The organism is Streptomyces sp. NPDC041108 (assembly GCF_055592645.1).
Window position 1 is genome coordinate 13464 of sequence record NZ_JBVIYK010000022.1, and the last position, 24307, is coordinate 37770.

Sequence of the window (24307 nt, forward strand, 5' to 3'; positions counted from 1 at the left end):
CCCGTCCGAGCGGGCCCCCTCCGCCGGTGACCAGTGCCGTACGGTCCCGCAGGGGCAGGGTGGTCATGCCCGCACCGCCCAGGGCAGTTCGTCTCCCGCGGCCTTGGCGGCCCGTACGTCGCCGGACCGGGCGTGTCCCTCGAACAGCTCGATCCGGGCGGCCCGGCCGCAGAGTCGGCCCAGCAGGGCCTGCGACTCGGTGTTCGTGACCTCCTGGTAGGTCACCGTCTTGAGGTACTTGCCGACCCACAGACCGCCGGTGTAGCGGGCGGCGCCGCGCGTGGGCAGCACATGGTTGGTGCCGATGACCTTGTCGCCGAAGGACACGCAGGTGCCCTCGCCGAGGAACAGCGCACCGTACTGGGTCATTCGCTCCAGTGCCTCGCGCGGGTCGGCGGCGAGCACCTCCACGTGCTCGTACGCGAACTCGTCGGCCAGCGTGTACAGCTCGTCCACGGAGTCCACCACGATCACCTGGCCGTGGTCCCGCCACGCCGGCTCCGCGAAGTCCTTCGTCGGCATGCCGGGCAGCAGCCGCTCCACCTCGGCGATGGTCCGCTCGCCCACCTCGCGGGAGGTGGTGATCAGCACGGCGGGGGAGTCGGGGCCGTGCTCGGCCTGGGAGAGCAGGTCGACGGCGCAGATGAACGGGTCGGCATCAGCGTCGGCCAGCACCAGGATCTCGGTGGGGCCGGCGAACAGGTCGATGCCGATCTCGCCGAACAACTGCCGCTTGGCCTCGGCGACGTACGCGTTGCCCGGCCCGGCGATCAGGTCCACCGGTCGCATGGTGTCCGTACCGGCGGCCATCGCGGCGACGGCCTGGACACCGCCGAGCAGCCAGATCTCGTCGGCGCCCGCCAGGTGCGCGGCGGCGACGGTCGCGGCGGGGACCTCGCCGCGGATCGGCGGGGTGCAGGCGACGACCCGGGGCACGCCCGCGACCTTGGCCGTGACGATGGTCATGTGGGCGGAGGCGGTCAGCGGGTAGCGGCCCCCGGGGATGTAGGCGCCCGCGGCCTGGACGGGGATGTGCTTCTGACCGAGCTTCACGCCGGGCAGGGTCTCCACCTCGAACTCGCCCAGGGAGTCGAGGTGGTGGCGGGCGAACGTGCGCACCTGCTCCTGCACGAAGCGGATGTCCTCGATGACCTGGGCGGGCACCGAGGAGACGATCTCCTCGATCTGCTCCGGTGACAGTCGGAAGGATTCCGGGCTCCATCCGTCGAACTTCTCGGAGTACTCGCGCACTGCCGTGTCGCCGCGTTCGCGGATGTCCGCGATGACGTCGGTGACTGTGGCGCGCACGGCGTTCAGATCGACGGTGACCTGTTCCTCGGAAACGGCGGTCTTCAGAAACGTCTTCGCCACGGTGGCGCCTTTCTCGGATGCTTCGGGGGTGTTTCGCCAGAGGGGGCGGCGGGTGCTGATTACATCCCGGTCACACGGGCGGGGCCTCGAACAGCACGTCGGGGTCGTTGAACTGTTCCTTGGCCACCGACTCGCTCATCGGGTCTGCGGTGCCCCACTGGTCCTGCGTCTGCGGATCGTCCACGTCGTGCCGTCCGGGGTGCCACAGGTCCTCCTCCAGGACGGCGAGTTCCGTGGTGTACTCGACGGTGTTGCCGTGCGGGTCGTGGAAGTAGGCGAAGGTGTTGTCGCCCGCCAGGTGGCGGCCGGGCCCCCAGGTCAGCCGTGTCCCGGCGCGCAGCGCCCGTCCGGTGCCGCGCATGTACTCCTCCACTCCGCGCATCTCGAACGACGCGTGGTGCAGGGAGACATGGGGGCCGCGCGCGATGGCGAAGGAGTGGTGCAACGGGTTGCACCGCATGAAGTACATGAGGTCACCCATGTGCTGCGAGAACAGGGTGTCGGAGAGCCGGAAGCCCAGGTGCCGCGCGTAGAAGTCCCGAAGTCCCGCCGGATCGGTGGAGTTCACCACGCAGTGCGAGAGCCGGACCGGGACCGCCTCCCTCTCCTCGATCTTGCGGTGGACCCTGTTCTCCACGTCCGCGGAGACTTCGACGACCCTCCCGTCGGGGTCGAAGAACCGAAAGCCGTAGCCGCCTCCCGGAGTGTCCATGGCGTCCGGTTCGCTGACCAGGGGGACGTCCGCGGTGCCCAGCCGTGCGGCCAGCTCGTCGACATCGGATACCGAGGCGGCGCCGAAGGCGACCAGATCCATGCGCTTGCGCTGGTCCTTGCGGATGCGGACGACGTACTGCTCGGGGCTGCCCTCGGCCGCGAAGAACGCGATGCCGCTGTCGCCCGCGATCTCGGTCAGTCCCCACACCTCGGAGTAGAAGGTGCGCTGCTGGTCGAAGTCGGGCACGGCCAGGTCGAAGTGACGCAGATGTGTGATGGGCTGGAAGGCGTCGGAAGAAGTCGAGGTCATCGGATGCTCCTGACGGTGTTGCGCTGGTGCCCGAGGCCGGTGATGTCGGCCTCCATGACGTCGCCGGGCGCCAGGAACACGTTCCAGTGGGCGCCATTGCCGGCCGGCGAGCCGGTGAGCAGCAGGTCTCCCGGGCGCAGGGTGCTGGTGGTCGAGGCGTAGGCGATGAGCCGGGGGATGTCGAAGATCATGTCCTTCGTCGACTCGTCCTGGCGTACGACTCCGTTGTGGCGCAGGGTGATCCGGAAGTCGGACGAGTCGCCGGCGAAGCCGGCCGGCACCACGAACGGCCCGGTCGGCAGGAAGGTGTCGGCGTTCTTGGCGGTGAACCAGTCGGTGCCGATGGCCTTCAGATCCGGGCGGTAGAGCCGGTCACGGGTCGTGATGTCGTTGCAGATCGTGTAGCCGGCGACATACGACCACGCGTCCTCCGGGGCGATGTTCCGCCCTTCACGGGCGATGACAAGCGCGAGCTCCAGCTCCCAGTCGTGCTGCTCGCCGAGCTCCGGCAGCACCACCTCGTCGTAGGGGCCGCACATCGCGCGCGGCGAGCCGAGGAAGATGTACGGCACGCCGTTGCGGGCGCGTTCGTCCATCATCTTCTCGGCGTCGGCCCGCGCCTCGTCCGGGGTGGCCCCGTGCACGCTCTCCTTCTCGGCCGCGACCAGATCCACCACGTGACGCCGGTAGTTGGCACCCGACTGGAGGATCTGGCCGGGCTCGATCGGGGCGTGCACGCGCAGGTCGGCCAAGTCGTGCCAGGCGCCGTCCGGTGTCTGCGGTTCCTCGGCGAGAGCGGCCAGCCGCGGCAGCACCCCGTCCCAGTCCTCGACCAGCGCACGCACCGACGCCGCCACGTGCGACAGATCGCGCACCCGGGTGGCGGTGACCAGTCCCGGGAACGGATCGCCGCCATCGCGGCTGAAGGTGCCGAGCGCGAACGGCCCGGCGTGCAGGGGTAGACGATCAGGCACGAGCGACTCCTCGTCCATGGGTGACAGGGGAAGTGACAGGACACGGGATGCGGACACGGCATCCACGGGGAACGCTAGGCAGCCGCGAGGGCCCGGCGGAAATGGTCATCGGCGATGCCAGCCATCACGTTCGGCCACTACTCTCCGTCATCCCGGATCGCGCATGGTTCCGGCTGGTCCATCGCCGTAGGGCATGGATGACGTGCTGATTCGCGATGCCCGAATCCGTTGACCGCGCGGTCGCCACTCACGGAGGGTCATGCAACGCAGACCCGACGGCGGGCGTTGGGTGTGCTGGACCGCCGCACCCGGAACGTCAGGAGAATCTGGTGATCGTCGAGCACGCGGAACTGGCCGTATCGGCCGGCCAGGAGCAGCAGTTCGAGGCGGCCTTCGCCGAGGGACGCAAGGTTCTGGCCGAGGCCGACGGCTTCCGCTGGGCCGAGTTGCTGCGCTGCGAGGAGCGGCCGCAGACCTACCTGCTGCTCGTCGGCTGGGACAGCGTCGAGGCGCACACCGTCGGTTTCCGCAGCTCCGAGCGGTTCCAGCGCTGGCGTTCCCTGGTGGGCCCGTACTTCGACAAGGCCCCCGTCGTCGAGCACCACCACGAACTCGGGGAGCGCTTCACCGGCTGACGGACCGGCCTTCCCCTACCTCACATCTCACACGGCAAGGAATGCCCATGGCAGTGGACAAGGTGCTCGTCGTCGGCGGCGGCATCACCGGAAGCGTGCTGTCGCTCGCGCTGACGCAGCGAGGCGTCGACGTCGACCTGGTCGAGATCTCATCTCAGTGGTTCGGTGTCGGCAACGGCATCACCCTCCAGGGCAACGCGCTGAAGGCGCTGCGCTCGGTGGGCGTCCTGGACAAGGTGCTCGCCCGGGCGGTGCCCTACGACGGTCTGCGACTGCGTCAGGCGGACGGCGAGCTGATCACCGATCTTGCGGTCGCCCACACCGGCGGACCCGACCTTCCCTCGACGGCCGGCGCACTCCGCTCCGACCTCCAGAACGCCCTGTGCGACGCGGTGTACGCCCAAGGGGTGCACGTCCGGCTGGGCCTCACCGTCGAGCGGTTGGAACAGTCGACCAGCCGTACGGACGTGACCTTCACCGACGGCACCACGGGGAACTACGACCTGGTCGTCGGCGCGGACGGCATCAAGTCGCACATGCGCTCCCTGATCGGCATCACCGTCGAGCCGCGCCCGGTCGGCATGTCCATCTTCCGGGTGGTCGCCGACCGCCCGGCCGAGCTGGACTGCCACGAGGTCTACTACGGCGGCCCCCGCTACAAGGCCGGCTACAGCCCCATCTCCCCGGACAAGTGCTACGCCTACCTGCTGGACGAGAACCTGGACGCTTCTCTGGTGGGTCCGTCCGCCCCGGTGTCCCTGCTGCGTGAACGCGGCGAGGGATACGGCGGCACCTGGGGCAGGCTCATCGCCGCGCTGCCCGACGACACGGCGGTCGACTACCGCTGGATCGAGACCGTGATGGTCGACGAGCCGTGGTACCGGGAGCGGACGATCGTGATCGGTGACGCGGCGCACGCGTGCCCGCCCCTGGTCGCGCAGGGCGCGGCGATGTGCGCCGAGGACGCGGTGGTCCTCGCGGAGCTGCTCGTCGGTGACGACCCGGTCGAGATCGCGCTCAAGGCGTTCATGGCACGGCGGATGCCCCGTGTGCGGATGGTGCTGGAGAACTCCCTGAAGCTGGCCGAGTGGGAGATCGACCCGGAGACGCCGGGGGCCCACCCGGCCCGGCTGATGACCGAGACCCTCGACGCGCTGCGCGCCCCGGCATGATCACGCCTGTCGTGGACTTCCACGGCCACTTGGCCGTCCCCGCGGCGGACGAGCTGTGCGCCGGTACGGAGGGACTCGCGGCCGAGTTCGCAGCCGAGCAGCGGGCGCACGCGCCCGAGTCGCTGGCGGCCAACCGCGCCCAGTTGTCCCGGCTGCGGCCCAAGCTGACCGACGTACGGGCAAGGCTGGCGGACCTCGACACGATGGGCGTCGACATCCAGGTGGTCGGGCCGATGCCCATGCACCACTACTGGGCCGGGGAGGACCTCGCGCAGCGCCTGGCCCGTACGACCAATGAGGCGGTCGCCGCGCACTGCGCGCAGGCTCCGGAGCGGCTGTGCGGCCTGGGCACCGTGCCGCTGCAGCACCCGCACCTCGCAGTGGAGCTGCTTCAGGAGGCGGTCACCGGACTCGGGCTGTACGGGATCAGCGTCTCCACCTCCGTCGACGGCCGCGAGCCGGCCGACCCCGCCCACGACCCGGTGTGGGCCAAGGCCGAGGCGCTGGGTGCGGTGGTGTTCGTCCACCCGTGGGGCTGTTCCCTCGGGGAACGGCTCGCCGTCCACTACCTCGGCAACACCGTCGGCCAGCCCGTGGAGACCACCGTCGCGCTGTCCCGGCTGATCTTCGGCGGCACACTCGACCGCTTCCCGGGGCTGAAGCTGGTCGCCGCGCACGGCGGCGGCTACCTGCCCACGTACATCGGACGGTCCGACCACGCATGGCAGGTACGCCAGGACGCGCGGGGCTGCGCCCACCCGCCGAGCACCTACCTGCGGCGCATGTGGTTCGACGCCTTGGTCTACACGCCCCGGGGACTGCGCCACCTGGTCGAGGAGGCCGGGGCGGACCGTGTCGTTCTCGGCACCGACCATCCCTTCGACATGGGCGTCGAGGACCCGGTGGCGCGCCTGGACGCCGCGGGGCTGGACCCGGGGGTCCGGGCCGCGATCGCCGGCGGCAACGCCATGGACCTGCTGGGGACGGTCCTGCGGGCACCCACCCCCACCCACCACTGAGCACGGGAGAGACACACGATGCGTTTCGCGACATACGAGCACGAAGGCGCCGAGCGCGCGGGTGTCGTCCGGGACGGGGTGATCCACCCGCTGCCGGACGGCACCACGGTGCTGTCGCTCCTGGAGAACGGGACGTTGCGGGAGGCGGGCGAGCGGGCCCTGGCCGGGGACGGCGGTCCACGGGTCGAGGACGTCCGGTTGCTGCCTCCGCTGAAGCCGCCGTCGATCCGTGACTTCGTGGGCTTCGAGGCGCACATCGAGGGCGTCTCGAAGGCCCTGGACGGTCTGGAGCACATCCCGGAGGAGTGGTACCGGGCGCCGAACTTCTACTTCACCAACCCGCACGCCGCCTACGGCGCCCACGACGAGGTGCCGGTCCCGGCCGGGTGCTCGGTGCTCGACTGCGAGCTGGAGGTGGCCGCCGTGATCGGCCGTCCCGGGCGGGACCTCACGCCCGAGCAGGCCGGGGACCACATCGTCGGCTACCTGGTGTTCAACGACTGGTCCGCCCGTGACCTGCAGAAACCGGAGAAGAGCCTCGGGCTGGGTTTCTCCAAGGGCAAGGACTTCGCCAACACCCTCGGCCCGTTCCTGGTGACCGCGGACGAGGTGGAGGACCGCAGGGACCCCGACGGGTTCCTCGACCTGGAGATGACCGTCACCGTCAACGGCGACGTCATCGGCCGTGACACCCTCGCCAACTGCTCGTGGACCTTCGAGGAGATGATCGCCTACGCCAGCCGCGACACCTGGGTGTGCCCGGGAGACCTGCTGGGCTCGGGCACCTGTGGCTGGGGCGCCCTGGCGGAACACTGGGGCCGCAACGGCGAGCGGACCCCGCCCCCGCTCACCCCGGGTGACGTGGTGACGCTGACCGTGGAACGGCTCGGCAGCGTGTCCAACCGGATCGTGCCGGGCCGCCAGGACGTCTACCTGCCCCGGGCCCGCAGGCGCGGGCGTACCCCGCGGCCCTGAGCGTGGGAACCGTAGAGCCGCACGTCCACGGGCTGCTGCGGCGGACCGCACCAGCACCACGGGTGGCGTCGCGGCTGTCATCCGTGGCACCGATGGCTGGTACGGATCTCCGTGACGGCCGCACGCCACCCCTTCCTTGCCTGATTGCTCCCGGTTAAGCTCACCGCCCTGGTTAATCCCGCGGTCCGGCGCTCGTTCGGCGACGTTGCCGGCAGGGGACTCGGATGGGGCTCGGAACGATCGATCTCACCCTGCTGGTGGCGCTCGAAGCGCTGTTGCAGCAGAAGAACGTCACCCGGGCGGGTGAACGTCTGAACACCAGCCAGTCCGCGATGAGCGGCTCGCTGGCGCGGCTGCGCCGACACTTCGACGACGAGCTGCCGGTGCGGGTGGGCCGGGAGTAGTACGAGCTGACGCCGCTCGCGGAGCGCCTCCTGCCCGTCGTACAGGCGTCCCTGCAGAAGGCCGAGGAGGCCCTGTCCCCCTGTCCCTGACCGTCGGTTCGATCCAGCCACCGGCCACCAACGGTTCTCCGCCGTCATGTCCGACTACATGATGACGGTGATGGTGGAGCCGCTCCTGCGGGTCATCGGGCAGGAAGCGCCGGGCGTGCGCATCGACTTCCACCCCACGCCCGGACAGCTGGCGAGCGAGACGCATCTGGCCTGCCACGACCTGCTGATCGCGCCGCTCGGCTACGGGGTGCCCGGGGTCAACGAGGCTGTGCTGCGCGACCGGTTCGTGTGCATCGTCGACCCGGACAACCCACGGCTGGTGGACGGACGGCTGAGCCTTCGGGACCTGGCGGAGATGCCGCACGCCGCGGCCGGATTCGCCAAGAGCCCCACCCCGTCGGACCGTCAGCTGGAGGTGCTCGGGATCACTCCGAGGATCCAGGTCAGCACCCCGGGTTTCAGTGTCCTGCCGTTCGTGGTGAGTGGCACCGATCTGGTGGCGATGGTGCCGGAACGGCTGGCCCGCCGGTACGCAGGCTTCGCGCACTGTGCCGTCGTACCGGCGCCGTCCCCGACGAGCTGCCACTGGTCGAGGCAATGTACTGGCATCACAAGCGCCATACGGACCCCGGGCACACGTGGCTGCGCGGCGTGGTCCGTCGTGTCGGCGCGGAACTGGCCGAACCCGGCATGCCGGCTCCCGCCGCCGTGGCATCGGCGACCGGCGCTGCCGCCGTTCAAGCCATGGCGGCTCCGGATGCCAGACATCGGCAACAACCGTTTCCGTATCTCGTCGCCGCTTCCTAGCGTGAGTCCCGTGCCGGGTACGGCCGAGTGCCCGGACGGGACACAGGCAAGAAACAGGAGGAAGCCGTGAGTCGAAGGCGCCTGGAAGGCCGAAGCATTGTCGTCACCGGCGCCGCCCGGGGCCAGGGTGCCGCCGAGGCAGAGGCCGCGGCCCGCGAGGGCGCCACCGTCTTCGCCACCGACGTCCTCGGCGAGGACGGCGAGGCCCTCGCCGCCTCCCTGACCGCCCAGGGCCTGGACGTCCACTACCGGCACCTCGACGTCTCCTCACCCGACGACTGGGCCGCTCTCGCCGACTGGCTGGAGACACTCGGCCGTCCCCTGCACGGCCTGGTCAACAACGCCGGCGTGCCGGTACGCGCGCGGCTCGGCGAGGTCGACGTCGCCGACTGGAACAGGGCCTTCGCGGTCAACACCACCGGCGCCCTGCTGGGCATGCAGGCCATGGCCCCACTGATGCGCGAAGGAGGCTCGATCGTCAACGTCGGTTCGGTCGCCGGCCTCGTCGCCCACCACGCGGTCGCCTACACCGCCAGCAAGTGGGCACTGCGCGGACTGTCGAAGGTCGCGGCGCTGGAGCTGGCTCCCCGGGGGATCCGTACGAACATCATCCACCCCGGATACATCGACACGCCGATCATGGCCAACGCCAACCCCGTGTTCGTGAAGGCGCATCTGTCGATGACGCCCATGAACCGGGCCGGGGTCCCCGAGGAGGTGGCACCGCTGGTGGTGTACCTCCTCTCCGATGAGTCGGCGTACGTCAACGGCGCCGAGATCACCGTCGACGGGGGATTCTCGGCACACGGCGGCACCAAGGCGTTCACCGACGCGCTCGACGCCGTGTAGCCCTCCGCATTTTTCCGCCTCTGACGCCCTGCGGTGTTTATCGCACCGGACGGCGGGCTGCGCTGTGCCCTTTTCCGACAGCGCGCCGATTCATTCACCACGCTGATTTCATTCGTTCGCTGAAAGGTGAGCTGTATGAGCTGGATCTCTCGCCGGGTCGTCACCGGTCACGACGACAACGGAAAATCGGTGTTCCTCTCGGACGGACCGCCGCCCGTGGTGCGGACCGCACCGGACGGCGCGGTCTTCCACGAGCTGTGGAACACCCGCGAAACGCCGGCCCTCATAGACCCTGACGAACCGGAGCCGACGCAGATCTCCCTGACCGTGCCGCCCGACCCGAACGGTACGAAGATCAGGATCAACGAGTTCCCGCCGGGTGCCGTGTCACCGATGCACCGTACGCAGACCGTCGACTACGGCATCGTGCTGCAGGGCGAGGTCGTCCTGGTGCTCGACGACACGGAGACCGTGCTGCGGCCAGGGGATGTGGTCGTACAGCGGGGCACCGATCACCGTTGGGAGAACCGCTGCGGAGCAGTCGCCCGGATGGCGTTCGTACTTGTCGACGGCGAATTCTCCGACCGGCTCACTAAGCGGCTTCCCGAGGGAGTCATGGAAAGCCTGCTGACGGATCCCAATCACCCCTGATATCGCTGCCGAAGTGGCCGCGGATCAGCAGGATCAACGCATCGTGCTCCGCGATGACACTCATGCGGATTGGCAATTTCCCTCGCAGTCGCCTGCTGTGTTCAATTCCAGCCATCACCGACTCCGGAATGGCGACGTTTCCGCCACCGCTCCCCAAGGAGAATCGTGTCCGAACAAAGGCGTTCACTCCGCAGACTCGCCCTGCCCCTGATCGTCGCGGCGGTCACCGCCGTCACCGCCGCCTGCGGTGCCTCCGAAAGCACCTCGGCCGGCGGGTCCTCCGACTCCGGGACCTCCAAGGAGGCGCGCGCCGCCCTGGAGACGGCCTTCAAGGGCGCCACCGGTGACTTGCCGGAGGTCACCGCGAAGCCGAAGGCAGGGGTGAACCTGTGGGTCATCTCCTGCGGCCAGCAGTCGCCCGGATGTGTGGAGCCCAGCGTGGCCGCCATGGCGGCCGGCAAGGCCGCAGGCTGGAAGACCAAGCTCTGTGACGGCAAGCTCAACCCCGGCGGTTGGGGGGCCTGCATCCGGCAGGCGATCAGCGCCAAGGCCGACGTGATCGTGCCCGTGGGCGTCGACTGCCCGGCCGTCCAAGGCCCCCTCGGCGAGGCCAAGAAGGCCAAAATCATCACCATCGGCAACGGCGGCATGGACTGCGACGCAGCCGGCGGCAAGAAGCTGTACTCCGCGGTCACCACCCCCCTCAAGAGCATGACCCTCGCGGACTACCGCGCTCGGATGGGCGCGCTCCAGGCCGACTACGTCATCGGCAAGACCAACGGCAAGGCGAAGGTGCTCCTGGTCAACTTCACCGACCCGATCTGGGGCCCGATGATCACCAAGGGCTTCCGTGACGAGCTCAAGAAGTGCGCCGGCTGCGAGGTCGTCAAGCAGCTCGACGTCGGCAACCAGGATCTCGTCAACAACACGCTCGGCTCCAAGTTCTCCTCCGCCCTCCTCGGGGCGCCGACCGTGAACGCGGTCGCCTTCCCGATCGACGGCTGGCTCCAGGCGGGCATCGGCCAGGCCATATCCTCCTCCGGGCGGAGTGCCCAGCTCACGGTGGTCGGCAACTTCGGCGGCGCGGCCAACGCCGACGTCATCCGCAGCGGCGGCGCGCAGGACGGCGACGTCGGCTACTCCTCGAAGCAGCTGTCGTGGGCCGCCGTCGACGACGCCGTCCGTCTGCTGGCGGGCCAGAAGCCCGCGGAGTCGGCGGGCGTCGGCCTCGTCGGCATCGACGCCGACCACAACCTGCCCAAGAAGGGCAGCCCCTACGAGCCGCCCGTCGACTACGTCAAGCACTACACCACCGGGTGGGGGAAGCAGTGAGCCGCCCGTCCGGCACGGCACTGCGGATCACCGGGCTGACGAAGCAGTTCGGCGGTACCACGGTGCTCCACGGCACGGACCTCCGGGTCCGTGCCGGCACGGTCCACGCGCTGCTCGGCGGCAACGGCTCCGGCAAGTCCACCACCATCAAGATCCTCGCCGGCGCACACAGCGCCGACGGCGGCACGATCGAGGTCGGTGAGCAGAGCTGGGAAGCCCGGCACTTCTCGGCCGCCACCGCACAGGCGGCCGGGCTCCGCTTCGTCCACCAGGACCTCGGGGTCTTCGACGACCTCACCGTGGCGGAGAACATCGCGCTCGCCTCCGGCTGGCCCACCCGGACGGGCGCCCGGATCAGCTGGAGGGCGCTGCACGACCGGGTCGCCCAACTGCTGGAGCGGTTCGAGATCGACGCCGACCCCCGCGCCCCGCTCGGCACCCTGCGCCCGGCCGCCCGCACCATGGTCGCCATTGCCCGGGCACTGCAGGAGACCGACGGGGACGACCTCGTCCTGGTCCTCGACGAACCCACGGCGAGCCTGCCCGAGCACGAGGCGAGCTTCCTTCTGGAGTCCGTACGCCGGCGTGCCGACCAGGGGCAGACGGTGATCCTCGTCAGCCACCGCCTGAGCGAGGTCATCGCCGTCACCGACGACTACACCGTGCTGCGGGACGGACGGGTCGCCGGCACCCTCGTGGACCACCGCCCCACGGAGTCCGACCTGGTGGAGCTCATCGCCGGGCGCGCACTGGACGAGGCCGTGCGTCCGACCGTGAGCACGAGCCGGCCCCACCCGGTGCTCACGGTCACCGACCTGACCGGCGGCCCGCTCAGTGGCGTTGACCTCAAGGTGGGCGCAGGTGAGATCGTCGGCGTCGCGGGCCTGCTCGGCTCCGGCCGCACCTCGCTGCTGCGCACCCTCTTCGGCGCCCACCGGCCGACCGGCGGCACCATCGAACTCGACGGCGCCAGGGTGTCCTTCACCGGCCCCGGCGATGCGATGCGTGCCCGCGTCGCCTACGTCCCTGAAGACCGCGGCGCTGACGCCGCGTTCCCGGACCTCCCGCTGCGGGCCAACCTGTCGATGTCGGTGCTGAACCACTACTGGCGGCGCTGGCGCCTGGACCAAGGGGCCGAACGCAGCGACAGCCAGGACCTCGTGAGCCGCTACGGCGTGAAGGCACCTTCCGTCGAGGCGGCGTTCAGCACCCTGTCCGGCGGCAACCAGCAGAAGGCCGTACTGGGCCGCTGGCTGCGCCGCGACCCCCAGCTGCTGCTCCTCGACGAGCCCACCCAGGGCGTGGACGTGATGTCCCGCGCCGACATCTACACGGTGGTCCGCCGCACCGCTGCCACTGGGTGCGCGGTCCTGGTCGCCTCCTCCGACCTGGAGGAACTGGCAGCCCTGTGCGACCGGGTCCTCGTGCTGAACCAAGGCCGCGTCGTCACCGAGGCCGACGGCGAAGGGCTCAGTGCCGAGCGCCTCGTCCACCTCGTCCAGCGTTCACCGTCCCTCACCTCCGGAGCCAGGACATGACCATGAGCGGTGTCACTTCTTCCGCACCCTCGCCCCCGCCGCCCCCGCCCCCACCGAAATCCGAGACGTCCGAGGAGACGGAACCCACCCGGCGCACCCGGCGGTCCGCGCTGTCGCCGGGGCGGCTCGCCGAGCGGTACAGCCTTCCCGCCCTGGCCATCGCCGTGGCGGTGTTCTTCAGCCTCTACCCGCCGAGTGCCGCGGTCTTCCCGACCTCCGCCAACCTCAGCGTGGTGACCGGCAACCAGTCGGTCATCGCCCTGCTGGCACTGGCCGCCCTCGCGCCGCTGGCCGCCGGCTACTTCGACTTCTCCCTCGGGGCGAACGCCGCGACCAGTTCCCTGGTGTGCGCGGCGCTCATGGCCCGCCACGACGTGGGTGTCGTGCCCGCGATACTCGCCGCGGTGGCGACGGGCGTGCTCATCGGACTGGTCAACGGCGTCATGGTGGCCCGGTTCCAGATGAGCTCGTTCATCACCACCCTGGGCAGCGCCACTCTCCTCGGCGGAGTCATCCAGTGGTATTCGGGCGGCCAGACCATCAGCGCGGGCGTCTCGCCCGCCCTGCTCGACTTCGGCTCCGAGCAGTGGCTGGGTCTACCCCGCGTGGTGTCCGTCGTCGTCGTTCTCGGTGCCCTGATGTGGTACCTGCTGGGCCACACCCCATACGGGCGGGCCCTGTACGCGATGGGATCCAACCCCAGAGCGGCGCACCTGGTCGGCATCCGCGTCCGGCGCAACCTGCTGCTGACCTTTGTCATCGCCGGAGCGCTCGCGGGGATCGCCGGCGTCCTGCAAACCGCCCGTGTCGGCGGAGCCACCGCGGACAGCGGCACCAGCCTGCTCTTCCCCGCTTTGGCCGCGGTGTTCCTGGGCGCGACCGCGATCGAGCCGGGCCGGTTCAACGTGCTCGGCACGATGATCGGCGTGGTGTTCGTCTCCGAGACCGTCAGCGGCCTCACGCTGGCCGGTGCCAGCGACTGGGTCGACCCGGTCTTCAACGGCGCCGCGCTCCTGCTGGCCGTGGGCCTGTCCACCTACTTCGGGCGCAGGCGGGCCGCCGGAGCCGCCGTCTAGTGCTCTGACCGCATAGGTTCGCCGGGGTGGCGGCGTCGGTGCTCGGACCGGCTGGGCTCGGTGTGGGAAGAATTTGAGCGGTCGCGGAGCCGATCAAACTAGGCTCCCAGCATGTCTGGTCCGACGTTGGTGATCGAGTTGGCGGAGCCGCTCTCCCTGGCTGCGCTGCGGGAGTTCCGAGCGTTGATGGTAGGGCTCTCCTCCCACTTCGCCGAAAAGCGGCCCGGATTCTTCGAGGTCAACGTGCCCGCAGAGCGACTGGGCGTCGAGGACAGGCGGGAGAAGGACGGGCGAAAGCCGTTCCCGCTTCCGCTCCTCGGCAACACCATCGCGGACGAGGAGCTCGCAGCCCTGGTGGGATTCAATCCGCAGCGCGAGGACTGGCGTCGGCCCTTCCTGGTCTACTTGATGGGGCCGGGGGTCGGCGACGAGAGCACCTTCGAGGCTGAGCACGCGGACGAGCCCGAGGTGGAGGCCATCCTCGGCTTCAGACCGACACATGCCGTCAATGTCAGCGCCTGCTGCAATCGCGAGATCGACCACGTGGCCACGGCCCTGCTGACCGCCGCTGTCATGGACGTCATCGGGGGCGTGGCCAATGTCGAGCTGCTGGATGGACAGGCGTCGGTCGTCGCCGGCCTCCCGGGGGTGTTGGGGATCGCGGGCGACGACTGGATGGCGCTGGGATCGGCGGAGTTCCTGCGGGCCTGGGTTGGGCACCCCGCCTTCCGGCTGGTCAAGTAGCCCAGACAGATTCGCGGCGGAAGTGGCGCTGCGACCTGGAACGCTCGCCATGTTGTCTGATCATGCGGCGAGAGCCGGTCGGCCGCCCCAGCGGATGCCTTTCGCGCTGTGGATGTGGGCGCGTTCCTTGAGTTCGGCGGCCAGGACGTCACGGTGGCGGCGCACCGCGACCACGTAGCCGACATCGAGTTGTTCGAGCAGACGGCGGAAATGCCAGTCCTGCCCATAGGGTTCGTCCGCTGTGACCCAAGCGGCGGGCAGACCCGCCGCGAGGCATCGGCGAACGATGTTCCGGGCCAGTTCTCCCTTGGTGGCAAAGCCCCGTTCGTCGGGGATCTTCGCCGCCCGGCAGCGCTCGCGGTCGGAGGTCCAGGCTTCCGGCAGGTAGAGGTCCCGGTCGACCAGGGCCCGGCCCGAGCTGGTGGCGTAGGCGGCGAACACCCCGATCTGACAGTAAGCCGCACAACCAGCCGCGTCCACGGCCTGACAATCGCATAGGGAGGTTCCTGAAACACGAGATCCACCAGAGCTAAAGGGGCCTATGTCTTCTGAGGAGTCAGTTGTCGCACCTCAGTGATGAGTCAATGACCGTCGCGGTCTCTCCTCTCCCGACGGGCAGATGGCTGCCTTCGAAGCTGCACTTGGCCTCACTCAGGGGGTCAGCACCACTACCAAGCGGGGGGTACCTCCATTACCTGCCGTGCCTCCACTGCGTAGCGTGATCGGCGTTCCCAGTTCTGTTCGATTTCGATGGAGGAATAGCGACAATGAGGTACAGGCTTCGTCGGCGGGGTGGCCGGCAAGGGAAGCGCCTCGTGGCCCTGGCGACGGTCACCGCGGCGATTGTTTCGGGGATGATGGTATCGGGAGGTGGGCCGGCCGTCGCGCACGCAGTGGTGGAGCCATCCGTTCGCAGTGCCACCGCTTCACTGCGAAATGACCTCGAGAAATATCTGGACGCTCAGGGCACTAAGGATCATTTCTCAGCGGTCTCCCTTCGGGTGACCTACGCCAATCAGCGACCCGATATCTCGGTCGATGTGGGGACGTCCCGATACGGCGGTGGTGGACCGGTGAACAGCAAGGCGCTGTGGCAGATAGGCAGCAACACCAAGGCGTTCACGTCCGTGCTGCTGCTTCAACTGGAGGCCGAAGGAAAGCTGTCCATACGGGACAAGCTGGGAAAGTGGCTTCCCCAGTATCCGGCGTGGCGCGATGTCACCATCAAGCAACTGCTGTCGATGACCAGCGGCATCCCCAACTACACCGAGCAGAGTGCGTTCCTGAAGGATTTCGACGCCAATCCGTCCAGGCGCTTCACGCTGAAGCGCCTGATGTCCTATGTGGAGGGCATGCCACTGGGTTCCGCGAATTACGAGTACTCGAATACGAACTACCTCCTCGCGCAGATGATTGTCGAACGAGCGTCGCACGATACTTACCAAGAGCGGCTCGCTGAGCGCATCATCGAACCTCTCGGAATGAACGACACCTGCCTCCCCCCGGACTGCTCTCCGGACACGGCCTCGCGGATGCCGACGCCGTACTCCACCCATTCCGTCCTGCCGAAGCATCTCAACAAGTCGCTTCCTCCGCTCGACCTGTCCTGGGCGCAGGGGGCGGGTGGCCTGGTGAGTTCGCTGAGAGACATGACGGCTTGGGACAGGGCGCTGTACAGCGGTCGACTGCTGCCCTCAGCGCAGCAGCGCGAGCTGGAGTCCCTGGTCTCGGCGAAGACGAGTAAGCCCATCAAGACCGTCACGGCCGACGATCCCATCGGTTTCGGGCTCGGTGTCGTGAAGTTCGTCCATCCTGTGGCCGGGACGGTCTGGGCCTATGAGGGGGCCACTTATGGGAACCGGGTGCTGCACATGTACTTCCCGAAGACTGGCATGATCATCGCCATTGCTGTCAACAGCGCCGTTGACGAAGGGGACACGCTGCCGGACCTGGCCGGTACCGTCTACAAGACTCTTTCGGCGCAGAAGGCACAGGCTCTCCCACGGCACCAGTAGCCCCGGAGCCAGTTGCGTGACTTCCAGGTAGCTGCACTGCCAGGTCTGAGCTCCCTTCTTCCTGAGCTTGGCCTTTAACGTCGCAGGTCGCTCGGCCTGCTGAGGCCCCGGGAATCGGCAGGCCGTGATGGGTCTGCTTCGCGAAGCGGAAGGTGTGCTCCAGGTCGAAGCGGCGGAGAAATGCCTGCCAGAAACGGTCCACGTCGTCCGGAGTGACGCCGGTCTTGGAGGACCATAACCACACCGGCGGGGCATCACGGTCCTTCGACGGATGCTCGACCTTCAACCGGATCAACGTGCCCTCAACCAGGGGAGGTTCACCGTCATGGTCGAGCCATGAGGAGCGGTGGGTGAGCCTCGGGTGGACGCGGTCCCATGCTTGTGTCTCGGCCTTGCCGTAGTTGGTGGTTGCGGTGACCGTGGTGATCGCGGGCGCGGGCCAGGTCTCCGGCTTGGCGAAGCGGAATTCCGGGCCGTGCTTAGGCGGCCGGCCGCCCTTCGGGTCGTAGACACGAGGCGGCTTCGGCAGTCGCATGACGCGGTCGGAGCGGACCCGGCCGACAGGGCGGGTTCGAGGAGTCGCGAGAGCATCTCGATGTAGGTGCCGGTGGTGGTGAGGTCCATGCCGCTGGAACGGAAGATGGACGGCGCGCGAACCCCGTGGACGCCACCACCGGCCAGGTGCTCATGGTCCTGGAGGGCGAGCGGGGGCCGGACATTCTCCACCTCGCCGTGCACGGGAAGTTCAGCACGGAAGAGCTGGAAGACGGGCTGGAGATGGTGGACGGCACGTACTTGAGCCGACGGTCCGTCAGCGGAGTGGAGGCCAGCGGGGTACGGCTCGTGTTTCTCAACGCCTGCCAGGTCCCCGAGCCCGCCGCGCGCCTGCTGGGCACCGCGGCGCAGGAGGCCGGGATGCGTCCGGTGCTCACCGTGCCGCTGAGCGACTTGGCCGTGCCACGCCGCCCCGGCGGACCCGATCGGAGCGGCGCTCCCGGCCCGCACCTCCTGCTGGAGGCGCCCGCGCCCCCTCGGGACGAGGGACAGGTCCTGCTGGAGGCAGATGCGACCGGCGTCGTGCGCTGGGTGTTCCCCAGGGCGGCGGTGCGGGTCGGCCGCACGGACCAGGCCGCCGGGGCCCAGACGTTCCGCGTTCCGATGGAGCAGTTCGCGCTCCCGGCGGGCGGGCCGGCGGCGGACCGGGGCGTCGTCGGGTTCGGTGTGGGCAAGGCCCTGCACCTGCTGCGGTTCCCGATCGAGCGGGCGGCCGGTCTCTCGGCCGACTTCGCGGTCAGAACCTGTGTCCGAACCTGTTTCCACATGATCAAGTGCGGGCGGCCAGTAGATGTGGCAGATGCCTGGCACGATCGTCCATCCGGCTGGCACCCGTTCAAGAAGGGGTGTATCCGGATGGCTGGTGACCCTTGTGGTTCCTAGCCTCGGGTCATGATCTCTCGTCGTTTACGGTTATCAGCTGTAGTGCTGGCGCTGGCCGTGTCGTCTCTGCCGTCCGCTGCGGCCTCGGCCACGCCGCACCCCTCGGGCACGGGTTGGTCTGTGCAGCGTGACGCTGACACGCTGCGGGACGCCGGGGTCACCGGAGTAGCGGTCCGCCTGGAGACCCCGAGCGGGACAGTCACAGCCCGCTCCGGAGTGGGGGACCTGGTCACTCGCCGCCCGGTTCCGAAGGACGGATACCTGCGTTTGGGCAGTACCACCAAGATGTTCGTCGCCACCGTCGTGCTGCAGCTGGTGGGCGAAAAGCGACTCTCTCTTGACCAGACGGTGGAGCAACTGCTGCCCGGGGTCGTGTCAGGTGCTGGAAACGACGGACGAACCATCACCGTCCGCGACCTGCTGCAGCACACCAGCGGCCTATCCGACTACATCTACGACGTCTTCCCCGATTCGAGCGCCCAGACCTACTTCGCCAACCGGTGGCGTGCCTACAAACCCCAAGAGCTGGTCGCCCTGGCCATGCGCCATGAGCCTGCCTTCCCAGCGGGCACCCGGTGGGCGTACTCCAACACGAACTACGTACTCGCCGGAATGATCATCGAAAAGATCACGGGCCGCACCTGGGAACAGCAGGTCCACAGCCGCATCCTGCGCCCGCTCGGCCTGGAGCAGACCGACACCCCCGGCCCCCGGCCCTTCCTGCCGCATCCGCACACCGCCAACTACCAGCAGTTCGCCGCGGACGGCCCGATGGTCGACACCACCATTCCCTACCGTCCCTTCGACAGCGGGGCTGACGGCTCGATGACCGGCACGGCCCGCGACCTCAACCGCTTCCTCACCGCCCTGGTCAACGGACGGCTGCTGAAGCCCGCCGAGCTCGCTGCCATGCGGACCACAGTCCCGGTGCCGCAGGACAGCGGCCACCCCGCAGGCACCCGGGACGGCCTGGGCCTGTTTTTCACGCCCCTGTCCTGCGGCGGCGGTTACCTAGGACACGGAGGAAGCGGCTTCGGATATGTCGTCCGTGCAGCGACCACCACGGATGGCCGGCGCACCGTCACTGTCTCTGCGCACAGCCGTCCGGCGGACCCGCAGATCGCGGAACGTCAGGAAGACGCACTGCGCAATCTCATCGACCACACTCTGTGCCGCACCGCTTGAGCATGCACACGCCTTTTCAGGCTGCCTGTGCGAGGTAGTACGGGGCAGCGTCACGACGCTCGGCGGGACGAGCCGTGCGGCGGGTCAAGCGCCTCGTCATCAAGGTGATGGCGACCCAGGTGATCAGCGACTCGCTCATCTCCGGGAGGCGCTCGTGGTCGCGGCAGTGCCGACGGGCTCGCATGATCCAAGACCAGGACCGTTCCACTGCCCACCTGCGCGGCAGGACGACGAAGCCCTTGGCGTCCGGCGGGCGCCGCACCGTCTTGATCGTGATGTCGAGATACTTCTTCGCCCAGTCCACCAGCTTCCCCGCGTAGGCCGAGTCCGCCCAGATGATGGCGATCTCGGGGTGCGTGAGTGCGAGCCGGAAAAACATTCCTTGGCCGCGTCCCGGTCAGTGACGTCCGCGGCCGTGACCATCACCATCAGCACGAGACCGCGATGGTCGCAGATCAGATGCCTTTTGCGGCCGTTGATCTGCTTCCCGGCGTCGTACCCTCTCGTGTCTTCGCCGACCGTCTCGGATGCCTTCACCGACTGGGAGTCCACGATCACCGAGGCTGCGCGGGGTGTCTTGCCAGCGGTGAGACGGATGCGGCGCCGGAGCTGGTCGCGGATGACATTGATGACCCCGGCCACCGCCCAGCGCCGTGCGAAGCCGTAGACGGTCCGCCAAGGCGGGAAGTCGGCCAACGCCTCGACCTGGGCGGCCTGTCCTGGATCCACGACCATCCCGACGTCGCCCCACCGGGCTAGAACGAACCCTGGCAGCGTGCGGCCATGCTTCTGACGCGTGTCCCACCCGAGAACTACCGGTCGAGGGCGGCCTGTGACATCTAACCCGGCTCGCTGACAGTCCTGGCGGGACCCGACGCGGTCGGCAAGCCGAACTTCCTGGACGCGCTGAGATTCGTCAGAGACGACACGCACCTGCCTCTCGATCAAGCCCTGCACCTCACCGTGCAGGAACCACGTCGGCACCAGGGCCCACTGCAGGGGGCACCGCGCATGCCGAACCCGTCACAGTCCGACACAGCTGCGCTGAGAAGCCCAGCCCTTGGCCTGGCACAGGGACACCCAGGCTTCCAGTGCCCGTCCGTCGTCAAGATGCGGCGGTGCTGACAGAACTGGCCCTCCACCACTGGCGATTTGGCCAGGCTCTTGCCGAGCGCCTATGTGCTGGGATCCTTCGTATCAGCGGCTACACCGACATCCAGCCGCAGGCGCCTCTGGCGGCCCGACGGGAAGAAGGACATTCTCGTCCGGCGCGACGACAAAACATACATCGCAGCCGTCTACTCCCCTGCGACGGTCGGTTCCTTCGCCGAGATCAGGAAGAAGTACCTGGTGGGCAACGTCGTACGCCACGCCAGCAGCCCCCTGCAACTGCGCCTGGTCCGCAGTCGCAGCCTCATCTGCGAAGTCTCTGACGGAAGCCTCACCACCCCTCGCATCCGCCGCGCAGGAGACACCGACGAAGGCGGGCGCGGACTGCAACTGGTCGCGATGTTCAGCCAACGCTGGGGCGTGCGCTACACGCCCGACGGCAAGATCATATGGACCGAACAGCCGATGCTGAACTCCCTGCCAGGCCACAGCACAGCCCAATGAGGCCATTGGCGCAGAGGCCGACTGCGCCATGGCCGGGGAGCACCTTGAGGCGACGGGGACCGGCCGCATGGAGTTCCACGCCGAAGGGGCTGCGCTGCCTGACCGTCAGTTCTGAGTGGCCGTACGGCGCCTGCGGGCGAAGTAGACCGCGCCGGTGCCGGCCAGCACGACGGCGAGACCGGAACCGGCGACGAGGGGTGCGCTGCTCGGAGCACCCGTCTCGGCGAGGTCCTCCCCGTCGGCCGTCGGCTTGTTCGCCCCTGCATCCCCCGGGTTTTTGGCCGCTCCGGGAGCGGAGGAGTTGCTGGGGCCGGGTGCGGGCTGCTGCTCGTGCTCCGAGATCTTCGAGAACTGCGCTGCGAACGCGGCGGCGATCACCTTGTGGCCAACGGTGTTGGGGTGCGGGTCCTGCTTCGGGGTGCACGCCCAGGTCAGCTTGCAGATCTCGGCTACGTTCGCGGGCACCTTGCCCGTACCGGGGAGGTTGACCGGGTGGCCGAAGTCGTCCGAGCGGTAGGCCCCGGCCACATCCGCGACCTTGAAGCCGACAGCCTTGTAGACCTGGGCGATTCCCGCATTGCCGGCCTCGATGAGGGGAACCGACGCCTTGGCTGCCTTCTTGCCGTCGTCTCCCAGCAACCATGTGGCCAGGAGCGGGTTGTAGTACGTCGACCCGACGAACTGGGTGTTCGCAGTGCCCGCCTTACGCAGCGCGCCCGCGATCCGGGCCAGGCTCTTCCCCATCGACTGGCTTGTCTTGGCCAGGCATGTCCCGTCGAGGGTACCGACAGAGCTGACGCATGTCTGGATGTCGTTGGCACCCACGCTGAGGGTCACATAGGCGACCTTGCCCCGGTGCTGGGCCATGACCTTGAGGGCGGCGTCGAGTTGGGACTTGGCGTACGGGTAAGTGCACGTGCCGCCCTTGATCAGCGACGCCGTGGTCTCGCCGGTGCAGCCCAGGCGTATGTGCTTCAGCCCGGGGTCGTGCTTCTTGAGCTGCGCGTAGAGCTGGTCGGTATAGGCGACGCCGGTGTCCTTGTCAGCATCCGGCTGATAACCGGATGCCAGGGAGTCACCGAGCGAGACGTAGTACGTGGCGTTACTGCTCTGGGCCGCCGTGTCGGCGGCGGCCAGTCCGGGCGTGCTCAGCACGACCGTCATCGCGGAGACGGCCAGCCGGCAGCCGAATCGCTGAAGCAATCTCATCACTTGCGTGCACTTTCCAGTTGTTGGGGGGATACCGGAGAGCAGGGAGTTGCCGAAAGACGCGGACCATTCCGCTGCGGTTTCCGGGGACCTGCACGACGCTCTGCTGAATATATACGTGAGTCGTCGCGGTGAGAGTGCGGGATCCGCCTTGCTTCGTATTGGCGGCGCGGTTATCAATTTAGCGGGCTGAGGCTCTACTTGGGCGGAGGCTATCGACAAGTGAATTCCTGTTGCGGCACGTGTAACCGTCAGAAAGGCGCGATCGGTCGCAATTCGGTGACGCGACCGGCCGGTAACTCACCTCTGGGTGATCATCACCACGAGTTCGGCGCGCCGGAACGTCGGCGGCGTGCGCAGTTGATGGCGGACTCCGACCGGGCCTGTAGGTCGGAGAGCGGTTCGAGTTGCTTCACCAGTCCCTCCGCCTGTTCCGATCCGATGCTGAGCCTGGTGAGGCTGCCGCGTACGGCGGCCTCGTAGGTGTCCCTCATCCGGTCGAGGAGGACCGTGCCCTGCGCGGTAACCGCGGCGTGGGTCGCGCGTGCGTCCCTGGGGCAAGCCGAGCGGGTGACCCGTCCCTGAAGTTCCTGCCGGGTTATGGCCCGGGTGACGCGGCTTCTGGAGAATCCGAGTGCGGTGGCCGCCTCGATCATGTGGAGGAATTGGTGGGGAGATCGGTGGAGTGTGGACAGGACCGCGTATTCCTCCCACGAGATGTCGAATTTCTGCTGCAGAACACGGTTCACCGCGGTCTCGAGCAGGCGGCCGAACAGTGCGACCGTTTCGTAGGCTCGGATGTCCGTCGCGGTGGGGATTTCTTGCATGGGGGCAGGCTCGTTTCCTTAAGGTGTCTGTATGCGCGAACGAGTGCGACGGCATTGGCCTGGTTCGCGGGCTTACTGGGCCAGCGGGTCCGGAGTGGGACGCCATGGGCGGCAGAGGGCCAGGAAGCAGACCGTCGCGGCCAGCGCGAGGCCGAGCACTGACAGGGCCATGGGCAGGGCGGTGCCCTGGTCGCCGAGACCGGCGAGGGCGGGCGCGAGGGCTCCCATGAGGAACTGGGTGGTGCCCAGGAGCGCTGAGGCGCTGCCCGCCGTGTGCGGGGCCCGCTGAAGGGAGAGGGCGGTGGTGGTGGGCAGGATCATGCCGACCGGGCAGGCCGTGAAGAACAGCGCGGTGGCGATCCAGGGCAGGCCCGCGTGCGTGAGGGTGGCCAGGACGACCAGGGCGGTGCCCGCGGTGGCGAGTACGGCCAGGCCCGCCCCCAGGATGCGGTGCGAGGGGAAACGGCCGAGGAGCAGTTTGCCGTTGAGCTGCCCGGTGGCCACCATGCCGACCGAGTTGAGGGCGAAGAGCAGGCTGTAGGTCTGCGGGGACGCGCCGTAGACCTCTTGCAGGGTGAAGGAGGAGCCGGCGATGTAGGCGAACAGGGCGGCGAAGCCGAGGCTGCCGGTGAGCAGATAGCCCGAGAAGCGGCCGTCTTTGACGAGGTCGCGCATGGTGCGCAGGGTGTCGGGGAGCCCGCCGCGCCGGCGCTGGTGGGCCGGCAGGGTCTCGGTCAGCAGGGTCGCGGTGGCGGCGAGGATGACCAGGCCCAGCAGTGTGAGGGTGACGAACACGCCGCGCCAAGAGGTCAGGCGCAGCAGTTGGGCGCCGAGCACGGGGGCGAGGATCGGCGCGGTGCCGGAGACGAGCATCAGCGAGGACAGCAGGCGGGCGGCGCCGAGTCCGTCGTACAGGTCACGGACCACGGCCCGGGCGATGACGATGCCGGCGGCGCCCGCCAGACCCTGGACCAGGCGCATGCCGATGAGGACCGTGGGATTGGGGGCGACTGCGCACAGGAGGCTCGCCGCGACGTACACGGTCAGGCCGGTCAGGAGGGGACGGCGCCTGCCGAGGGTGTCGCTGAGGGGCCCGATGACCAGCTGGCCCAGGGCGATCCCGGTCATGAAGGCGGTGAGGGTGAGCTGGGTGACGGCCTGTGAGGCGTGGAGATCTCCGCTGACCTGAGGGAGGGCGGGGAGATAGAGGTCGATGGTGAGCGGGCCGAGCGCGGTCAGGGAGCCCAGGATCAGGACGAGGGGCAGATGGCGCGGACGGCGGTCCGGGGACGGCGCGTGGAGGGTGTCTGCTGTCCCGGCGCTGCTGGTCGGGGAGTGTTCGGACATGTCGGTTCCAGGGCTGTCGGGGGAGCGGGTCGTGCGGACCACTGTGCTGCC

At 68.7% G+C, this 24307-nt stretch carries 21 protein-coding genes and 4 pseudogenes; 16 read left to right on the forward strand and 9 right to left on the reverse strand.

From position 1 onward, the window contains the following. Positions 1-63 precede the first annotated feature (63 nt). From hisD to ACZ6BB_RS37420, 3 genes are all read right to left on the reverse strand, one after another. Positions 64-1371 carry a histidinol dehydrogenase gene (gene hisD / locus ACZ6BB_RS37410; protein ID WP_471619580.1) on the reverse strand — a complete coding sequence of 436 codons (1308 nt, stop codon included), beginning with the start codon at positions 1369-1371 and terminating at the stop codon, positions 64-66. Positions 1372-1441: 70 nt separating this feature from the next. Then, on the reverse strand, positions 1442-2395 hold the full coding sequence (locus tag ACZ6BB_RS37415; RefSeq protein ID WP_471619581.1) for a VOC family protein: 954 nt from the start codon (positions 2393-2395) through the stop codon (positions 1442-1444). Further along, entirely contained in the window at positions 2392-3369 is a 978-nt protein-coding gene (locus ACZ6BB_RS37420; protein ID WP_471619582.1) for a fumarylacetoacetate hydrolase family protein, read from the reverse strand. The genes ACZ6BB_RS37415 and ACZ6BB_RS37420 overlap by 4 nt, the downstream gene beginning before the upstream one ends. 329 nt (positions 3370-3698) lie before the next feature. On the opposite strand from ACZ6BB_RS37420, the gene ACZ6BB_RS37425 reads away from it, so the two are divergent. The 12 genes from ACZ6BB_RS37425 to ACZ6BB_RS37480 all read left to right on the forward strand — a co-directional run bounded on the left by ACZ6BB_RS37425 (position 3699) and on the right by ACZ6BB_RS37480 (position 14622). Further along, positions 3699-4004 carry an antibiotic biosynthesis monooxygenase family protein gene (locus ACZ6BB_RS37425; RefSeq protein ID WP_471619583.1) on the forward strand — a complete coding sequence of 102 codons (306 nt, stop codon included), beginning with the start codon at positions 3699-3701 and terminating at the stop codon, positions 4002-4004. Between the two features lie 47 nt (positions 4005-4051). Beyond that, positions 4052-5176, forward strand: a complete 1125-nt coding sequence (locus ACZ6BB_RS37430) for an FAD-dependent monooxygenase (protein ID WP_471619584.1) — start codon at positions 4052-4054, stop codon at positions 5174-5176. Next, the gene (locus tag ACZ6BB_RS37435; protein ID WP_471619585.1) at positions 5173-6195 is read left to right on the forward strand and encodes an amidohydrolase family protein; all 1023 of its coding nucleotides are present in this window, start codon (positions 5173-5175) and stop codon (positions 6193-6195) included. The genes ACZ6BB_RS37430 and ACZ6BB_RS37435 overlap by 4 nt, the downstream gene beginning before the upstream one ends. Before the next feature lie 18 nt (positions 6196-6213). Beyond that, positions 6214-7170, forward strand: coding sequence for a fumarylacetoacetate hydrolase family protein (locus tag ACZ6BB_RS37440; protein ID WP_471619586.1), 957 nt, complete (start codon positions 6214-6216; stop codon positions 7168-7170). Between the two features lie 224 nt (positions 7171-7394). Further along, positions 7395-7574 (forward strand): LysR family transcriptional regulator, encoded by a 180-nt coding sequence (locus tag ACZ6BB_RS37445; RefSeq protein WP_471619587.1) that lies wholly within the window; start codon positions 7395-7397, stop codon positions 7572-7574. A gap of 136 nt (positions 7575-7710) precedes the next feature. Beyond that, positions 7711-8502 (forward strand): LysR substrate-binding domain-containing protein, encoded by a 792-nt coding sequence (locus ACZ6BB_RS37450; RefSeq protein WP_471619588.1) that lies wholly within the window; start codon positions 7711-7713, stop codon positions 8500-8502. Next, positions 8499-9281 (forward strand): SDR family NAD(P)-dependent oxidoreductase, encoded by a 783-nt coding sequence (locus tag ACZ6BB_RS37455; protein ID WP_471619589.1) that lies wholly within the window; start codon positions 8499-8501, stop codon positions 9279-9281. The genes ACZ6BB_RS37450 and ACZ6BB_RS37455 overlap by 4 nt, the downstream gene beginning before the upstream one ends. Positions 9282-9416: 135 nt before the next feature. Beyond that, entirely contained in the window at positions 9417-9932 is a 516-nt protein-coding gene (locus tag ACZ6BB_RS37460) for a cupin domain-containing protein (RefSeq protein WP_471619590.1), read from the forward strand. Between the two features lie 165 nt (positions 9933-10097). Next, on the forward strand, positions 10098-11264 hold the full coding sequence (locus ACZ6BB_RS37465) for a substrate-binding domain-containing protein (RefSeq protein ID WP_471619591.1): 1167 nt from the start codon (positions 10098-10100) through the stop codon (positions 11262-11264). After that, positions 11261-12802, forward strand: coding sequence for a sugar ABC transporter ATP-binding protein (locus tag ACZ6BB_RS37470; RefSeq protein ID WP_471619592.1), 1542 nt, complete (start codon positions 11261-11263; stop codon positions 12800-12802). Before ACZ6BB_RS37465 ends, ACZ6BB_RS37470 begins: the two co-directional genes overlap by 4 nt. Before the next feature lie 2 nt (positions 12803-12804). Continuing rightward, positions 12805-13878 (forward strand): ABC transporter permease, encoded by a 1074-nt coding sequence (locus ACZ6BB_RS37475; RefSeq protein WP_471619593.1) that lies wholly within the window; start codon positions 12805-12807, stop codon positions 13876-13878. 111 nt (positions 13879-13989) lie between these two features. Further along, on the forward strand, positions 13990-14622 hold the full coding sequence (locus tag ACZ6BB_RS37480; protein ID WP_471619594.1) for a DUF6368 family protein: 633 nt from the start codon (positions 13990-13992) through the stop codon (positions 14620-14622). Between the two features lie 144 nt (positions 14623-14766). Here the strand turns inward: ACZ6BB_RS37480 and ACZ6BB_RS37485 are convergent. Further along, positions 14767-15093, reverse strand: a pseudogene (locus ACZ6BB_RS37485) (transposase); the annotation flags it as partial. A 344-nt stretch (positions 15094-15437) separates the two neighbouring features. Between ACZ6BB_RS37485 and ACZ6BB_RS37490 the strand changes: the two are divergent. Next, complete coding sequence (locus ACZ6BB_RS37490) at positions 15438-16637, forward strand: serine hydrolase domain-containing protein (RefSeq protein ID WP_471619595.1); 1200 nt, start codon at positions 15438-15440, stop codon at positions 16635-16637. Positions 16638-16767: 130 nt separating this feature from the next. On the opposite strand, the pseudogene ACZ6BB_RS37495 reads toward ACZ6BB_RS37490, so the two are convergent. Beyond that, positions 16768-17199 (reverse strand): annotated as a pseudogene (locus ACZ6BB_RS37495) (transposase); the annotation flags it as partial. 98 nt (positions 17200-17297) lie between these two features. On the opposite strand from ACZ6BB_RS37495, the gene ACZ6BB_RS37500 reads away from it, so the two are divergent. Then, complete coding sequence (locus ACZ6BB_RS37500; protein ID WP_471619596.1) at positions 17298-18074, forward strand: CHAT domain-containing protein; 777 nt, start codon at positions 17298-17300, stop codon at positions 18072-18074. 57 nt (positions 18075-18131) lie between these two features. Then, positions 18132-19259, forward strand: coding sequence for a serine hydrolase domain-containing protein (locus tag ACZ6BB_RS37505; RefSeq protein ID WP_471619643.1), 1128 nt, complete (start codon positions 18132-18134; stop codon positions 19257-19259). Positions 19260-19299: 40 nt separating this feature from the next. Here ACZ6BB_RS37505 and ACZ6BB_RS37510 read toward each other — a convergent pair. Beyond that, positions 19300-19952, reverse strand: a pseudogene (locus ACZ6BB_RS37510) (IS5 family transposase); the annotation flags it as partial. Positions 19953-20603: 651 nt separating this feature from the next. Here ACZ6BB_RS37510 and ACZ6BB_RS37515 point away from each other — a divergent pair. Continuing rightward, positions 20604-20873: pseudogene (locus ACZ6BB_RS37515) on the forward strand (ATP-binding protein); the annotation flags it as partial. Positions 20874-20978: 105 nt separating this feature from the next. Here ACZ6BB_RS37515 and ACZ6BB_RS37520 read toward each other — a convergent pair. The 3 genes from ACZ6BB_RS37520 to ACZ6BB_RS37530 all read right to left on the reverse strand — a co-directional run bounded on the left by ACZ6BB_RS37520 (position 20979) and on the right by ACZ6BB_RS37530 (position 24256). Continuing rightward, positions 20979-22082 (reverse strand): SGNH/GDSL hydrolase family protein, encoded by a 1104-nt coding sequence (locus ACZ6BB_RS37520; RefSeq protein ID WP_471619597.1) that lies wholly within the window; start codon positions 22080-22082, stop codon positions 20979-20981. A gap of 317 nt (positions 22083-22399) precedes the next feature. Further along, positions 22400-22909 carry a MarR family winged helix-turn-helix transcriptional regulator gene (locus tag ACZ6BB_RS37525; protein WP_471619598.1) on the reverse strand — a complete coding sequence of 170 codons (510 nt, stop codon included), beginning with the start codon at positions 22907-22909 and terminating at the stop codon, positions 22400-22402. 72 nt (positions 22910-22981) lie between these two features. After that, positions 22982-24256 carry a multidrug effflux MFS transporter gene (locus ACZ6BB_RS37530; protein WP_471619599.1) on the reverse strand — a complete coding sequence of 425 codons (1275 nt, stop codon included), beginning with the start codon at positions 24254-24256 and terminating at the stop codon, positions 22982-22984. Positions 24257-24307 lie beyond the last annotated feature (51 nt).

Bases quoted from the DNA above. Each gene is read 5' to 3' on its own strand.
- ACZ6BB_RS37450 (WP_471619588.1), top strand. From the start codon at position 7,711: ATGTCCGACTACATGATGACGGTGATGGTGGAGCCGCTCCTGCGGGTC.
- ACZ6BB_RS37475 (WP_471619593.1), top strand. From the start codon at position 12,805: ATGAGCGGTGTCACTTCTTCCGCACCCTCGCCCCCGCCGCCCCCGCCC.
- ACZ6BB_RS37525 (WP_471619598.1), bottom strand. From the start codon at position 22,909: ATGCAAGAAATCCCCACCGCGACGGACATCCGAGCCTACGAAACGGTC.
- ACZ6BB_RS37480 (WP_471619594.1), top strand. From the start codon at position 13,990: ATGTCTGGTCCGACGTTGGTGATCGAGTTGGCGGAGCCGCTCTCCCTG.
- ACZ6BB_RS37445 (WP_471619587.1), top strand. From the start codon at position 7,395: ATGGGGCTCGGAACGATCGATCTCACCCTGCTGGTGGCGCTCGAAGCG.
- ACZ6BB_RS37460 (WP_471619590.1), top strand. From the start codon at position 9,417: ATGAGCTGGATCTCTCGCCGGGTCGTCACCGGTCACGACGACAACGGA.
- ACZ6BB_RS37440 (WP_471619586.1), top strand. From the start codon at position 6,214: ATGCGTTTCGCGACATACGAGCACGAAGGCGCCGAGCGCGCGGGTGTC.
- ACZ6BB_RS37530 (WP_471619599.1), bottom strand. From the start codon at position 24,256: ATGTCCGAACACTCCCCGACCAGCAGCGCCGGGACAGCAGACACCCTC.
- ACZ6BB_RS37520 (WP_471619597.1), bottom strand. From the start codon at position 22,082: ATGAGATTGCTTCAGCGATTCGGCTGCCGGCTGGCCGTCTCCGCGATG.
- ACZ6BB_RS37435 (WP_471619585.1), top strand. From the start codon at position 5,173: ATGATCACGCCTGTCGTGGACTTCCACGGCCACTTGGCCGTCCCCGCG.
- ACZ6BB_RS37415 (WP_471619581.1), bottom strand. From the start codon at position 2,395: ATGACCTCGACTTCTTCCGACGCCTTCCAGCCCATCACACATCTGCGT.
- ACZ6BB_RS37430 (WP_471619584.1), top strand. From the start codon at position 4,052: ATGGCAGTGGACAAGGTGCTCGTCGTCGGCGGCGGCATCACCGGAAGC.